Genomic DNA, 14,543 nt, shown 5'->3' on the forward strand with positions numbered 1-14,543 from the left:
CAGCCCAATTATGGCCATACGCTCTGCACACGTCATTGAGAATGTCATCTGGCAAACCCGCCTTCCGACCGGGCCTTCAGGGCTTGCGGATGCGGTGCGTGACGCCATTGCCGAGACGCGTGCGCATATGCTGGATGTCATCAAGCTGGATGAAACGCCTCCGCACCATGCCCTGACGCTGGCACAGTGGCAACGCCCTGCCGAGCTACAGTCACTGCTGGCCACCTACTCCGATCATATCTACCGCAACCAACCTACTCTGGCGCGCGAGAACAAGCCGCTGCTGTCACTTTGGGCGCAATGGTATATCGGGCTAATGGTACCGCCGATGATGCTGGCTCTGCTTACCCAGGACGTGGCGCTGGATCTCTCCCCTGAACACTTCCACGTTGAGTTTCATGAAACCGGGCGTGCCGCCTGCTTCTGGATCGACGTCCAGGAAGACAGCCAGACGACCTCGCTTTCTGCACAGCAACGAATGGAAGTGCTGATTACCCGGGCGCTGATCCCGGTGGTTGAGGCGCTGGAAGAGACAGGTGAGATCAACGGCAAACTTATCTGGAGCAATACCGGATATTTAATTCACTGGTATCTGACCGAAATGAAAACCCTGCTGGGTGATGAGAAGGTGGACGCATTGCGTCAGGCCATTTTCTTTGCCCGCCAGCTGTCGGATGGGCGTGATAACCCGCTTTACCGCACCGTGGTGCCGCGCGACGGGCTGCTGGTGCGTCGTACCTGCTGCCAGCGTTATCGCCTGCCGGATGTTCAGCAATGTGGGGATTGCACGCTTAAATAAACGGGTGCGGCCTGATGCCCTCACCCTCTCCCAACAAATACTCAAAACGGCGACCTCTGGTCGCCGTTTTGCTTTTACCTATGCCACCTGCTGACTTTCTTCGTCGGCACGTTGGGCCTCTTCGGCTTCCTGCGCCAGCAACTGCTTCTCGTACACTTTAAAGAACGGGTAGTAGATGATGGCAGAGACGAGAGCTAACAGCAGCACGAGTACCGCCGCACGGAAGTCCCAGCCCAGCGCCCATGCGGCACCCACAGGCGCAGGCGCTGTCCACGGCACTACGGAAATCACCCGGCCAATCAGATCCAGCTTCATCGCCGCCCACGCCAGTACCGCATTCACCATCGGTGCCAGCAGGAATGGAATGAAGAACACCGGGTTCATGACGATCGGCGTACCAAAGATCACCGGCTCGTTGATGTTGAAAATACTTGGCACCACGCTCAAACGGCCAATCGACCGCAGGTGCGCCGAGCGGCTGCGCAGGTAGCAGAACACCAGCCCCATCGTCGCCCCGGAACCCCCAATCACAATGAAGAAGGTCCAGAACGCCTCCATAAAGATGTGCGGCAGCGGCGCGCTCTGCGCCAGCGCGGTCTGGTTCATCCCCAGGTTGGTCAGCCAGAACATCTGCAGCATCCCGGAGACAATCGCCGCCCCGTGGATCCCCGCAAACCACAGCAGATGGCCGATCAGCACCGCCAGCAGGATCGCCGGCAGCGAATCCGCAGCAGACACCAGCGGTTTAAAGATGGCCATAATCGCCTGCGGGATCAGCATGCCAAACTCTGACTGGATGAACAGGCTCAGCGGATAGAGGGTTAACACCACCACCAGCACCGGGATCAGCAGATCGAAGGAGTTTTTGATCATCGGCGGCACCTGATCGGGCAGGCGGATACCGATGTTGTGCGCTTTCAGGAAACGCATCATCTCCACGCAGTAGATCGCCACCAGAATGGCGGTAAAAATCCCCGTCCCACCGAGGCTATCCACCGGCAGCGCACCTTTGGTTTTTGGCGCAGCAATCAGCAGGAAGGCCATCAGCGACAGCATCGCGCACATGAAAGGATCGAGCTGGTGCGACTTCACGTAGTGCTTGCCGAGGTTGTAGGCGATAGCCGCGCAAATATAGAGAGACATCACCCCCATCGTCATATCGAACGGGGTCAGAATCTGGCCTTCAAACTGTTTCGCCATATCAAGCCAGGCGCGGGCAAAGCCCCAGGTGGTATCCGGTGAAAACGGCGGATAGGCAAACACCAATAAGAACGAGCCGACAATCATAAACGGCATGGCGGAGATAAAGCCGTCGCGGATCGCCATTACGTGACGCTGGGAAGAGATGCGTCCGGAAATGGGGCTGACATAGTTTTCAACAAAGCGGAATATCAGGTTAAACGCAGCATGGTTGGCAGACATAACGGCTCTCCTGTCAGACGATCGTTTCGGGCGCAGTTACGCCGCTCGGTGTTCCATATACCACTTTCACCACCTTGCTGGTTCGCTTACCAGCGGTACTGCTCAAACGGATAGGTTTCATAATCGACTCTTATTATTTATTGGATACAGGGGAAATGACGTAATCAGTATTAATCTCCGCTTCCCGGTCTGCAACCGGTTACTGTAACCGGTTTCCGTGATTGTGAAGAGGATCCAGAAATCGCTGATGTTGGAATTTTGTTACTTAGGGAATATTTACAGAGCATAATTTCTTATGACAGATTACACAGCGTATTTTTCTGGAGGAAACAATGAGTTTGCAGTCTGTGCGTCAGTTTTTTGCTGACCATGCTCCCGACGTAGAAGTTATCGAGCTGGGTCAAAGTACCGCTACCGTTGCGCTGGCTGCCGAGGCGCACAATGTCGCGCCAGGGCAAATAGCGAAAACGCTGTCCCTGAAAATTAAAGATGAGGTGATCCTGGTCGTCGCCAAAGGTGATGCGCGCCTGGATAATAAAAAGCTGAAGCAGACCTTTGGCGCAAAAGCCCGGATGCTGAGCAGCGATGAGGTGGTGACGGTAACCGGGCACCCCGTCGGTGGCGTATGCCCTTTCGGGCTGGAAAACCCGCTGGCGGTCTACTGCGATATTTCGCTCAGGCAGTATGCCGAAGTCCTGCCTGCTGCTGGTGCCATTCATAGCGCGGTGCGCATTTCACCGGAACGCATGGCCGAGCTAACCAAAGCCACCTGGGTGGACGTTTGCCTGTAACCCCTGCGCCAGATGTGACTCTGGCGCAGACAGGTTATTACGCGTCAGGAATGGAGCGGAGAGAGGAAGTGCAGCGCGCGGTGGTCGGGTATGGGAAACAGCGTCAAAATATCTGCCGCATCCAGTAACCCCACATCGGAGTGCACACCGAGCTTCATCATGGCATTAAATTTATGCGCCCGAATGGTTTTGATATTGCGCTCCAGCTGGGTGGCAATTTGCGCGAGGGAATAGCCACACGACATATACTGCAAAATGGCGCGCTCGGATGGGCTTAGCAACCGTCCCCGATGAATATTCCAGTGATGCAGCTTGCTGTCATTCGCCCGCCGGGTCTCGCTCAACATTTTACTGAGCTGCTCCTGCAACGTGGCCAGCGAATGAGATTTCAGAAGAATACCGTGCAAACGTGACGGCGAAAGCTGGTTTATCAGGCTTGCTTCTTTTTCGTCTGACGCCAGGACAATGCGCTGAATCATGCCGTGGGTAGCAGTCAACTCCTTGATGCACAGCAGACAATTTCGTCGCTCTTCACGCTCATCGGAGAGAGAATAAATCAACGTTGAATACGGAACAGAATTAAGGGTGGATTGAAAACTGGCGATGTTATTAAAAAGGTGTACTTCGTAAGCATTCAGTGATGGGCTGGCAAAAAGGTGTTTCAGCCCCATAGCACTCATCATGCACTTTTCGACGATAGCGATATGTCTTTTCGCGGCACTCTTTTCCATTCGTCTTGCTCTCCATAGGCTGAGAATAAATTCAGCTCTTTCATTCCCTTGGTGCTGTTAATCCACGCGTACATTTCGGCATTACTGGTTAAAGAGAGTCGCCTCATGGCGCTATTCTTTTGCGCACTTACCGTTTTATTACTTTTCTTCAGTAATGTAGCGATCTGATTAATTCCCCATCCTTTGCCGAGCAGGCGCAGTACTTTGCGCTCTGAAAAGGTCAACATGACGTCATCCTGAGCGTCATGAAACTCTTCCGCCGCGGGTTTTAACAACGTCTGGCTAATTCGTTCAGCGCGTTCACTCCCGGAACGAATCGCATTAACCACAACGTCAATGGACTCCATATCGGAAAGTAAGGTACTTTCTGGCCGCATTAAGAGCTCGACAGCGAAGGGATAAATGGCGCGCGGAACCAGATAAATCCAGTGAATATCCCGATACTGGTTTTGTAGCTTGTAAAACTGTTCACAGAGGCTGCGCGCATTGCGCGGGTCGCCAGACAGATCCGCAATGACAACAAAGGCACGGCGTAACTGAAGAAGCGTCAGCTCCTCCTGAGACCGGCTAAACGCGTGTTCGCAGTCTGGAAAATAACGAGACATAATGCTGCCGAGACCGGTTTGCATTATGGGTGATTTACTGATGATTATTGCGCTTTTACAATTTATAGATGACATTGGCGCTCCGAATCCATTCATAAAGTCATTTCACGTCTTTCATCCAGTTGAAATACCCGTTTCTTTTACAGGGCGACGTAAAAATGTAATGTTTTTCCTTTTTCATTAGCTGAGCGAAATGAGAATGCGAAAAGAATCCGCATCACAAATTTATACACCGCCAAAATCGGCATTAATGTCGCAGAATCCGCACGAAATGTTAAGCCTCTGGTCATAATATTATCCTAAACAGGATATTAGTTATTCTAAATATAAAAGTTATAAATATAGATATATTAAACCCATAGAAAATAATAATTAGTCACCCTGCATTTCCGAAAACCTTAGGTCGCTAATCGGCTTAAACCTTGATCTAACCCAGAGTAAGCCTCACCGGGTTGTGTGCTACAAGTAACCCTTCTGACCATCCAACCGTCACTCTCTCCTCAGGGCAACAGATGCAGGCAGATCAGTCATCACAACGCACCGCCACGCGACAGTGTATTCAGTGCGGCCTTTTTTTATTGCAACATGGCGCAGAGAGCGCGCTGGTCGAGGAGCTGTCCACACGCCTGGGGCTGGCGCTGGGGATGGACAGCGTGGAGAGTTCCATCTCGTCGAATGCCATTGTGCTGACCACCCTGAAAGCAGGCCAATGCCTGACCTCCACGCGCAAAAACCAGGATCGCGGGATCAACATGCACGTTGTCACCGAGGTGCAGCACATCGTCATCATGGCGGAACATAAGCTGCTGGATGCGCAGGGGATCGAAAAACGCTTCAGCCAAATCAAGCCGCTGCGCTATCCGCGCTGGCTGGTGGTGATGATGGTCGGCCTCTCCTGCGCCTGCTTCTGCAAGCTCAATAATGGCGGCTGGGACGGTGCCTTTATCACGTTAATTGCCAGCACCCTCGCCATGTACGTGCGTCAGGTGCTGACCCACCGGCATCTGCACCCGCAAATTAACTTCTGCATTACCGCCTTTGTCGCCACCACGGTGTCTGGTTTACTGCTGCGGATCCCGGCATTCGCCACCACGCCCACCATCGCCATGGCCGCCAGCGTGTTGTTGTTGGTGCCGGGATTTCCGCTGATTAATGCCGTGGCCGACATGTTTAAAGGGCATATTAATACCGGCCTGGCGCGCTGGGCGATCGCCAGTTTGCTGACCCTGGCCACCTGTATCGGGGTGGTGATGGCCATGACGTTGTGGGATCTTCGCGGATGGGCGTAATCGAATTTATAGGGGCACTGGCCCAGGACATGCTGCTGTCGGCTATTCCGGCGGTGGGTTTTGCCATGGTGTTTAACGTTCCCCGCCGCGCCCTGCCGTGGTGTGCGCTGCTGGGGGCGATTGGGCATGGCTCGCGGATGGCAATGATGACCGCCGGGCTGAATATCGAATGGTCAACCTTTATGGCCTCGATGCTGGTTGGCAGCATTGGGATCCAGTGGTCACGCTGGTATCTGGCCCACCCGAAGGTCTTTACCGTCGCGGCGGTCATCCCGATGTTTCCGGGCATTTCGGCCTATACCGCCATGATTTCAGCGGTGAAAATTAGCCATTTTGGCTACAGCGAAGCGCAGATGATCCTGCTGCTGACCAACTTCCTGAAAGCCTCGTCGATTGTCGGCGCGCTTTCGATCGGGCTGTCGATCCCCGGGCTGTGGCTCTATCGCAAGCGCCCCCGGGTCTGAGAGTTGTGTTCTCCCGCTGCCGTGGCGATAATCCTGTGTTCTCATGTGGCTAAGTAAGGAACGGATGTGTCTCACCCTGACAGCGAACACGCAGAAAACAGCGACGGATCCCGCCTGAAAGACAAAATTTTTCTCAGCGCCCTCTCGCTGTTTGCCGAGTACGGACTGAACGGCGCGCGCATGGAGCAAATTGCCGAGAAAGCAGGCACCACTAAACGCATGGTGGTGTATCACTTCAAAACCAAAGAAAACCTGTACCTGCTGGTGCTGGAGTATGTCTACACCCAGATCCGCGCCAGTGAAAAGCAGCTCAGTCTGGATGCCCTGCCGCCGGTCGAGGCGCTGGTGCAGCTGGTCGAAACCACCTTTGATTATCATGCTGACCACCCGGACTACATCCGCATTATCTGCATGGAGAACATGCAGCGCGGACGGTATATGCAGCAGTCGGCGCTGCTGCGGCAGGTGAACCGCAGTGCGCTGGATCTGCTGGAAACCATCCTTGAGCGTGGCAAAGCGAAGCAGCTGTTTAACCTGACGGTAAACGCCCGCGATCTGCACCGCCTGATCAGCAGCTTCAGCTTTCATTATGTGGCTAATAGCTACACCTTTACCCTGCTGTTTGAAGACGGGGCTGACGCACAGGCCCAACGTCAGCACTACCGAAAGATGGCGGTTCAGGTTGCATTGCGTTATACCTGTCCATAGCTTGCACACAACCCAGAGATAAGGATCCCAACATGTCTTTAGAGAAAGTTGTCTATACCGCCAGAGCCAAAGCCACCGGAGGCCGTGATGGCCGCGCCACTTCGTCTGACGGAGTGCTGGATGTCAAACTGGGCGTTCCCAAAGAGATGGGCGGCGCGGGCGGTGAAGTGACCAACCCGGAACAGCTGTTTGCCGCGGGCTATTCGGCCTGTTTCCTCGGTGCCATGAAGTTTGTGGCTAACCGCGACAAAATCACCATGCCGAAGGACGCTTTTATCGAAGGGGAAGTGGGTATCGGCCCACTGCCAACCGGGTTTGGTATTGAAGCGAAACTGAATATTCACCTGCCGGGGATGGACGCCGCCGAGGCGAAAAAACTGGTCGATGCGGCGCACATTGTCTGCCCGTACTCCAACGCCACCCGCAACAACATTGATGTGACGCTGAACATTATCTCCTGATTTTTCAGGGGGGCAGGAAGTGGCTATCAGACCCCTGCCTGCCCCCCTCCTCTCTGTGCTACCATAAGCCCATATCACGTCCGCAGTAATCCAGTAGAGAAGTATTATGTCCTCCAGAATCCTGACCACCAGCGTCACTGGCATTGATGCCTTTATGCATGATCCCCGCGGCGTGCTGGCCAATGCTGAAGGCGGTACCGTCGCCATTTTTGCCGATAACGCCCCGGCTTTTTATGCGATAACGCCACAGCGTCTGGCTCAACTGCTGGAGCTGGAAGCGCGCCTGTCGCGCCCGTCCAGCGATGTCACTCTGGATAATCAATTTTTCGACGAACCCACCAGCGCCCCGATTGCGGTGCCGATGGGCAAATTCGCCATGTATAACGGCTGGCAGCCCGACCCCGACTTTCAACGCCAGGCGGCGCTGTGGGGCATTGCCCTCACCCAGCCCGTCGCCCCGGAAGAGCTGGCCGCCTTCACTGCTTACTGGCAGGCGGAAGGGAAAGTCTTCCATCATATTCAGTGGCAGCAAAAGCTGGCCCGCAGCGTACAGATCAACCGGGCCAGCAACGGCGCACAGTCAAAACGCGACGTGAATGCCTTTTCAGAACCGGATAAACAGATCCCCCACGGATTCCGAGGTGCCAAATGAAAGAGTTCGGCGAACTGATGAAGCGTCTGCAAAAGATCATGCCGGCCAACGTCAAACCGGCTTTTACCACCGGTGAAGAGCTGCTGGCGTGGCAGAAAGAGCAAGGTGAAATCCGCGCCGCGGCGCTGGCCCGGGAGAACCGCGCCATGAAGATGCAGCGCACCTTTAACCGCTCCGGTATTCGTCCCTTGCACCAGAACTGCTCCTTCGACAACTACAACGTGGAGAGCCAGGGGCAGCTAAAAGCCCTGCAACAGGCGCGCCAGTACGTCGAAGAGTTTGACGGCAACATCGCCAGCTTTATCTTCAGCGGCAAGCCGGGCACCGGTAAAAACCACCTTGCGGCGGCCATCTGCAACGAGCTGCTGCTGCGGGGCAAATCGGTTCTGATTATCACCGTGGCCGACATTATGTCGGCGATGAAAGACACCTTCAGCAACCGGGAAACCAGCGAAGAGCAGTTGCTGAACGATCTGAGCAATGTCGATCTGCTGGTCATCGATGAGATCGGCGTACAAACCGAATCACGCTATGAAAAGGTGATTATCAACCAGATCGTGGATCGTCGCTCCTCCTCGAAGCGCCCCACCGGCATGCTCACCAACCACAACGTGGATGAGATGACCCGCCTGCTCGGCGAGCGAGTGATGGACCGCATGAAGCTCGGCAACAGCCTGTATGTCATTTTTGACTGGGAAAGCTATCGCAGCCGCGTTACCGGTAAAGAGTATTAGGATATTTTCCCGGGAACTCCGGTGCCGCGGGGGTTTATACTGCCTGCCACTCCGCCCCGGCGGGCAACCGACAGAGTAGCCTTTTATGAAAACACATTTTCTTCTCAGCGCCGCAGTAAGCGCACTGCTGGTCACCGGTGCGGCACAGGCGGCGGCACCTTCCTGGCAGGATTCGCTTAACAGCGCCGCCAGCCAGCTCGGTGCGGGCAACAGCACTACCACCACCCAGAACGGCGGTCTCTCCCTCTCCTCCCTTACTGGCCTGCTCAGCAACGGCAGCCAGTCGCTCAGCGCCAGCAACATGAATAACGCGGCCGGGATCCTCGAATACTGCGCCAAAGAGAAGCTGGCCTCGATGACCGATGCCACCAATATTAAAAATCAGGTGCTGGGGAAATTAGGGCTGGAAACCCCGGAAGAGCAGCAGCAGGACACTAACTATCTGGAAGGAATTCAGGGTCTGCTGAACGCCAATAACGGCCAGCAACTGAATCTGGAAACCATCGGCAACACGCCGCTGGCGAAAAAGGTTAAAGCCCAGGCCTGTGATTTTGTCCTGAAACAGGGACTCAGCTTTATCTCCTGATCCTCTCGCGCCGCGACAAGCGTTGCGGCGTGTATTCCCCTGCATAAAGCGACGCCCGTCAAACATTGCATTTTCTAAACCAAATCCTAACAACAGCACATTTCCGTGACACTACAATTGCAGCTAAATGGCATCGCCATTACATTGTATAACCCAAAAATTATACAGTTAGTCCGCTAATCAGCGGCTGTCTTTGTTGAGGATAAGCTGTTGTCAGAGTTTATTTCTATTGCCCTGTTTATTGCCTCTGTAGTGATTTACGCCCGTAAAGCGGGACGTAATACCTGGTGGTTTGCCATCACGCTTCTGGTGCTGGGGCTTTTTGTCGTTTTAAACATTACCCTCTATGCCAGCGACTATTTTACCGGGGACGGGATTAACGATGCCGTTCTCTATACTCTGACCAACAGCCTGACCGGCGCCGGGGTTAGTAAGTACATACTTCCTGCCGTTGGCGTGGTAGTTGCGTTGGTAGGCGTGTTTGCTCTGCTGGGCTGGATCCTGCGCCGCCGCCGTCACCATCCGCACCATCTCGGCTACAGCCTGCTGGCGCTGGTACTCGCGCTCGCCTCGGTGGATGCCAGCCCGGCGTTTCATCAGATCACCGAGCTGGTGAAATCCCAGTCGCGCGACGGCGATCCCGACTTTGCGGCCTATTACAAAGAGCCGGGTAAAACGATTCCGAATCCGAAGCTGAACCTCGTCTACATCTACGGCGAAAGTCTTGAGCGCACCTATTTCGATAACAACGCCTTCCCTGATCTCGCCCCGGAACTGGGAGCCATCAAGAACGAAGGGATCGATTTCAGCCACACCGCGCAGCTGCCAGGCACGGACTACACCATCGCCGGGATGGTCGCCTCCCAGTGCGGCATCCCGCTGTTTGCGCCCTTTGAAGGCAACGCTTCGGCCTCGGTCTCCAGCTTCTTCCCGAAAAATATCTGCCTTGGCGATATCCTGAAAAACTCCGGTTATCAGAACTATTTCGTGCAGGGTGCCAACCTGCGTTTTGCCGGGAAAGACGTCTTCCTGCAATCCCACGGCTTTGACCATCTGTACGGCGCAGAAGAATTAAAAACCACCGTTGCCGATCCTTCTTATCGCAACGACTGGGGTTTTTACGACGACACGGTGCTGGATGAAACCTGGAAAAAATTCGAGGAGCTGTCGCAGTCTGGCAAGCGCTTCTCGCTGTTTGCCCTGACGGTAGATACCCACCACCCGGACGGCTTTATCTCCCGCACCTGCCAGCGCAAGAGCTACGCGATTAACGGCAAACCGAATCAGTCGTTCAGCGCGGTGGGCTGTAGCCAGGAGCATATCGCGGCGCTGATCGAAAAAATCAAAGCCTCGCCGTACTTCAAAAACACGGTGATCGTGGTCTCTTCCGACCATCTGGCGATGAAAAATAGCGCCTGGGATGAGCTGAACAAGCAGGATCGCAGCAACCTGTTCTTTATCCTGCGAGGCGACAAACCCCAGCAGGAAGTAATGGCCGTGAAGCGCAACACCATGGATAACGGCGCAACGGTGCTGGATATTCTCGGCGGGGATAACTTTATCGGCCTTGGCCGCAGCAGCCTCTCCGGGCAGTCGCTGTCAGAGGTGTTCCTCAACATGAAGGACAAAATGCTGGCGTGGAAACCGGACGTTATCCGCCTGTGGAATTTCCCGAAAGAGCTGAAAGATTTCACCATCGACAGCCAGAAAAATATGATGGCCTTCTCCGGGAGCCACTTCCGTCTGCCGCTGCTGTTGCGCGTTTCCGATAAGCGTGTCGAACCGATGCCGGAAAGCGAATACTCGACCCCGCTGCGCTACCAGCTGGCCGACTTCGCCCCGCGGGATAACTTCGTCTGGGTCGACCGCTGCTACAAAATGGGCCAACTGTGGTCGCAGCCGCTGGCTCTCTCCACCGACTGGTGTGTTTCCCAGGGTCAGCTGGGCGGCGAACAGACCGTGCAGCGTGTCGATAAAGCGCAGTGGAAGGGCAAAACGGTCTTTAAAGAGACCGTTATCAACACCGACCGGTATCAGCACAACGTTGATACGTTGAGAGTGTCCGATAACGATATTCGCTACAAGGCGGATAGCTTCATCTTCAACGTGGCCGGTGCCCCGGAAGAGGTCAAGCAGTTCAGCGGTATTTCGCGCCCGGAAACCTGGGGACGCTGGTCGAACGCGCAGCTGGGGGATGAGGTGAAGATCGAATACAACCAGCCCCTGCCAGCGAAGTTTGACCTGGTGATCACCGCTAAAGCCTGGGGGGAAAATGCCAATAAACCGATACCGGTGCGGATTGGGGATAAAGAGCAGACGTTAACGCTCGGTAAGGACGTCACCACCACCACGCTGCACTTCGACAATCCGTCGCGCAGCAGTACCCTGGTGATTGTCCCGCCTGCGCCGGAATCCACTAACGAGGGGAATATCCTCGGCCACTCCCCGCGCCAGTTGGGGATCGGCATGGTGGAGCTTAAAGTGGTTAACGCTGAAGGCTGATTGACTCAAAAACAGCGCCCAAACTCACCCCGGGCGCTGCGTTCGTACGAAGCATGTTGGTAAGATTCCCCGGCATCATTCGGCGGCGCTGCATACGCGTGGGCATGTTGGTAAGGTTCTCAAAAATTGTCCGGCGACGCTGCACTTGCGGAGAACTGTTGGTAAGGCTTTGAGAAATTGTCAGGCGGCGCGACGTTCGCGCGGGTCTACTCGTAAGGTTCTCAAGAATTGTCCAGCGGCGATGCGCTTATGCGGGCATATGGAGAAGGGTTTTGAAGGCCGGGTAAGCGTAGCGCTACCCGGCCATCTCCAGCGCCCTGCCTGAACAGGGCGCTGTGCTACATCAGAAGGTTTCCCAGTTATCACCGCTGTCAGCAATGACCGCTTTACGCGTCGTCACAGGCGTTGCAGCGGTTTTCACCGCCGCGTTTGCGCGGGCTTTCTGCTGATCCTGCTGAATACGGAACACTGCCACGGCCTGAGTCAGGCGGCTCGCCTGCTCTTCCAGTGCCGCCGCCGCGGCTGCAGATTCCTGCACCAGGGAGGCGTTCTGCTGCGTTACGCGATCCATCTCGGCGACCGCCAGACCCACCTGGTCGATACCGCGGCTCTGCTCATCGGAAGCAGAAGCGATTTCGCCCATGATGTCAGTCACGCGGGTAACCGCGCTGACGATCTCGCCCATGGTTTCACCGGCGCTTTCTACCAGAGTAGAACCCAGCTCAACGCGACCTACGGAGTCTTCAATCAGGCTCTTAATTTCGCGTGCAGCCTGGGCGCTGCGCTGTGCCAGGTTACGCACTTCACCGGCAACAACCGCAAAACCACGACCCTGCTCACCGGCACGTGCAGCTTCAACCGCGGCGTTCAGTGCCAGGATGTTGGTCTGGAAGGCAATGCCGTCGATCACGCTGATGATGTCAGCAATTTTCTGCGAGCTACCGGCGATGTCACGCATGGTCTGCACCACGTTATCCACCACTTTGCCGCCCTTCTGCGCCGTCTCGGACGCGCTCAGCGCCAGATGGCTTGCCTGACGGGCGTTCTCGGCGTTCTGCTTCACGGTCGCGGTCAGCTCTTCCATGCTGGCTGCGGTCTCTTCCAGCGAGGCCGCCTGCTGCTCGGTACGGGAGGAGAGATCGTTGTTGCCCATGGAGATTTCGCTCGCGCCGCTGTAAATGGCATTGGCGCCATTACGCACGTCACCCACGGTACGCATCAGTTCAGCCTGCATATGACGCAGCGTATCGGCCAGCTGGCCCATCTCGTTAGAACCGTCCACCTCGATGCGCTTCACCAGGTCGCCGCTGGCGATATGGCGAATACTGTCAGTCAGGCGGTTCAGCGGGGAGATCAGGGCGTGACGGATACCGACCCAAACGCCGACAATCACCACCAGCACCAGGATCAGCACGCTTAACAGGATCCAGATCGCCTGGCTGTAGGAGCTGTTGCTGTCATCGACGGCGGTCTGATACAGATGATCGTTCTGCTGCAGATAGTTAACGTACTGCTTCTCAAAGCCGTCCTGATAGCCCTGGGTCGGCTGATCGAAGAATTCATTGATCTTGCCTGCACCCAGCAGTTGGATCAGCTCGGCCAGCGCACCGTGATAGATATCGTAGTTACGTTTGATTTCCAGCGCGGCACCTTCGCTCTGACGCGGGTCACGCGGCAGGGCTTCGTATTCCGCCCAGCTTTTTTCCGCCTGCTTCAGGGAAGCAGAAGCAATCTGCATCAGATCGTTCACGGTCGCGCCGCTACCGATGTTGTTCTGATCCATCATGTAGCGGATGCCCGCGCGGTTCAGGGTGTTACGGGTTTGCAGCAACGCTACCCAGCTGCTGTTAAGCGTGGATTGTTGCTGACGAATGGTTTGCAGGACGGTGAAGTTTTCTTTGTCATGCTTCAGGGCATTAAAGAAAAGACCACCGGATGTGAGTTGTAAAAGGCCAAAAATAACCAAAACCAGCAATAAGCTGGTAACAATCTTGATACGATTTAACATGATTTCTCATTCCACCAGACAGGTACAGAATTTTCGGCCTGGGAAGCAAAAACTTTACGGAAATCATCCTGGAATTTGTGGCTACTCCTCTTCTTCCGGCGTTATGACGTGCCGGTTTCCAAGTTCAATAAACTCCTGCAGCAGCGCGGTCAGCTGCTTCATCTTCTCGGGCGAATATTCCATTTCAATGCGCTGATAGGCCTCTTCCACCTGCGCCTGAGCCAGCTCATACAGCGCGTTGCCCTCTTTGGTGAGGGACACATACAGCTTGCGCTGGTCGTTGAGCGGCTTTAAGCGCAGCACCAGCCCGTCGCGCTCCATGCGCGTGAGGATCCCGGTCAGGCTCGGGCGCAAAATGCAGGTGCGAAAAGCCAGATCGTGAAAATCCATCGACGGATGTTCTGCCAGCACACGTACGATCCGCCACTGCTGCTCCGTCAGATTGTGCTGCTTGATAATCGGGCGAAAAAAGGTCATCGCGGTTTCCCGCGCCTGGAGTAGTGCGATAGTTAACGAATCGTGCATGGCGCTCCCACCTCAATATCATTAATAACGAAACAATCAATGCCTCACGCGGCTTTACGGTGCCAGCGGCGCGGGTAAAAAGTCTAACAGATATCACATTAAAATTTTAACTTATTGATTTATATAAAAACAAACAAATACATGTAAATTTATTGTTATTGATATCACAAATTATTTACTTCTGTTTGCCAAACGCACAGCGAGGGTCTAAAACCTATTCATTAACATATTAATGAACTCAAAACCCGCCAGCCGGGTCCGAGGAG

Annotated in this window: 15 protein-coding genes; 10 read left to right on the forward strand and 5 right to left on the reverse strand. The window is 54.9% G+C overall.

Features of this window, described 5'->3' with window-relative positions; all coding sequences use genetic code 11:
- The first annotated feature begins 10 nt into the window (after positions 1-10).
- The gene (gene fhuF / locus C3F35_RS08600; protein ID WP_103792699.1) at positions 11-799 is read left to right on the forward strand and encodes a siderophore-iron reductase FhuF; all 789 of its coding nucleotides are present in this window, start codon (positions 11-13) and stop codon (positions 797-799) included.
- A gap of 78 nt (positions 800-877) precedes the next feature.
- Here fhuF and C3F35_RS08605 read toward each other — a convergent pair whose 3' ends face one another.
- Positions 878-2,221 carry a PTS sugar transporter subunit IIC gene (locus C3F35_RS08605; RefSeq protein ID WP_103792698.1) on the reverse strand — a complete coding sequence of 448 codons (1,344 nt, stop codon included), beginning with the start codon at positions 2,219-2,221 and terminating at the stop codon, positions 878-880.
- Between the two features lie 332 nt (positions 2,222-2,553).
- Here C3F35_RS08605 and C3F35_RS08610 point away from each other — a divergent pair, with 332 nt between their 5' ends.
- Entirely contained in the window at positions 2,554-3,012 is a 459-nt protein-coding gene (locus C3F35_RS08610) for a YbaK/EbsC family protein (protein ID WP_032616395.1), read from the forward strand.
- 44 nt (positions 3,013-3,056) lie between these two features.
- On the opposite strand, the gene bglJ is transcribed toward C3F35_RS08610, so the two are convergent.
- Together bglJ and C3F35_RS08620 are read right to left on the reverse strand one after the other, a co-directional pair.
- On the reverse strand, positions 3,057-3,692 hold the full coding sequence (bglJ, locus tag C3F35_RS08615) for a DNA-binding transcriptional activator BglJ (RefSeq protein ID WP_032616399.1): 636 nt from the start codon (positions 3,690-3,692) through the stop codon (positions 3,057-3,059).
- Entirely contained in the window at positions 3,692-4,423 is a 732-nt protein-coding gene (locus tag C3F35_RS08620) for a helix-turn-helix transcriptional regulator (RefSeq protein WP_032616394.1), read from the reverse strand. The genes bglJ and C3F35_RS08620 overlap by 1 nt, the downstream gene beginning before the upstream one ends.
- 437 nt (positions 4,424-4,860) lie before the next feature.
- Between C3F35_RS08620 and C3F35_RS08625 the strand changes: the two genes are divergently transcribed.
- The 8 genes from C3F35_RS08625 to opgB all read left to right on the forward strand — a co-directional run bounded on the left by C3F35_RS08625 (position 4,861) and on the right by opgB (position 11,744).
- Entirely contained in the window at positions 4,861-5,637 is a 777-nt protein-coding gene (locus C3F35_RS08625; protein ID WP_103792697.1) for a threonine/serine ThrE exporter family protein, read from the forward strand.
- Positions 5,628-6,101 carry a threonine/serine exporter gene (locus C3F35_RS08630; protein ID WP_032616392.1) on the forward strand — a complete coding sequence of 158 codons (474 nt, stop codon included), beginning with the start codon at positions 5,628-5,630 and terminating at the stop codon, positions 6,099-6,101. Before C3F35_RS08625 ends, C3F35_RS08630 begins: the two co-directional genes overlap by 10 nt.
- 66 nt (positions 6,102-6,167) lie before the next feature.
- Entirely contained in the window at positions 6,168-6,809 is a 642-nt protein-coding gene (locus tag C3F35_RS08635) for a TetR family transcriptional regulator (protein WP_103792696.1), read from the forward strand.
- A 32-nt stretch (positions 6,810-6,841) separates the two neighbouring features.
- On the forward strand, positions 6,842-7,270 hold the full coding sequence (locus C3F35_RS08640; RefSeq protein WP_032616390.1) for an organic hydroperoxide resistance protein: 429 nt from the start codon (positions 6,842-6,844) through the stop codon (positions 7,268-7,270).
- Between the two features lie 106 nt (positions 7,271-7,376).
- Positions 7,377-7,922 (forward strand): primosomal protein DnaT, encoded by a 546-nt coding sequence (dnaT, locus tag C3F35_RS08645; protein WP_032616389.1) that lies wholly within the window; start codon positions 7,377-7,379, stop codon positions 7,920-7,922.
- Positions 7,919-8,656 (forward strand): DNA replication protein DnaC, encoded by a 738-nt coding sequence (gene dnaC, locus C3F35_RS08650; RefSeq protein ID WP_032616388.1) that lies wholly within the window; start codon positions 7,919-7,921, stop codon positions 8,654-8,656. Before dnaT ends, dnaC begins: the two co-directional genes overlap by 4 nt.
- Positions 8,657-8,741: 85 nt before the next feature.
- A complete protein-coding gene (locus C3F35_RS08655; RefSeq protein WP_032616387.1) occupies positions 8,742-9,242 on the forward strand; it encodes a DUF2501 domain-containing protein in 501 nt (166 codons plus the stop codon).
- 210 nt (positions 9,243-9,452) lie between these two features.
- On the forward strand, positions 9,453-11,744 hold the full coding sequence (opgB, locus tag C3F35_RS08660; protein ID WP_103792695.1) for a phosphatidylglycerol--membrane-oligosaccharide glycerophosphotransferase: 2,292 nt from the start codon (positions 9,453-9,455) through the stop codon (positions 11,742-11,744).
- 343 nt (positions 11,745-12,087) lie between these two features.
- On the opposite strand, the gene tsr is transcribed toward opgB, so the two are convergent.
- A complete protein-coding gene (tsr, locus tag C3F35_RS08665) occupies positions 12,088-13,752 on the reverse strand; it encodes a methyl-accepting chemotaxis protein (protein ID WP_103792694.1) in 1,665 nt (554 codons plus the stop codon).
- Positions 13,753-13,833: 81 nt separating this feature from the next.
- Positions 13,834-14,277 (reverse strand): homoprotocatechuate degradation operon regulator HpaR, encoded by a 444-nt coding sequence (gene hpaR, locus C3F35_RS08670; RefSeq protein ID WP_103792693.1) that lies wholly within the window; start codon positions 14,275-14,277, stop codon positions 13,834-13,836.
- Positions 14,278-14,543: the final 266 nt, after the last annotated feature.

The sequence above is a fragment of the Leclercia sp. LSNIH3 genome, from assembly GCF_002935105.1.
Classification (GTDB): domain Bacteria; phylum Pseudomonadota; class Gammaproteobacteria; order Enterobacterales; family Enterobacteriaceae; genus Enterobacter; species Enterobacter adecarboxylatus.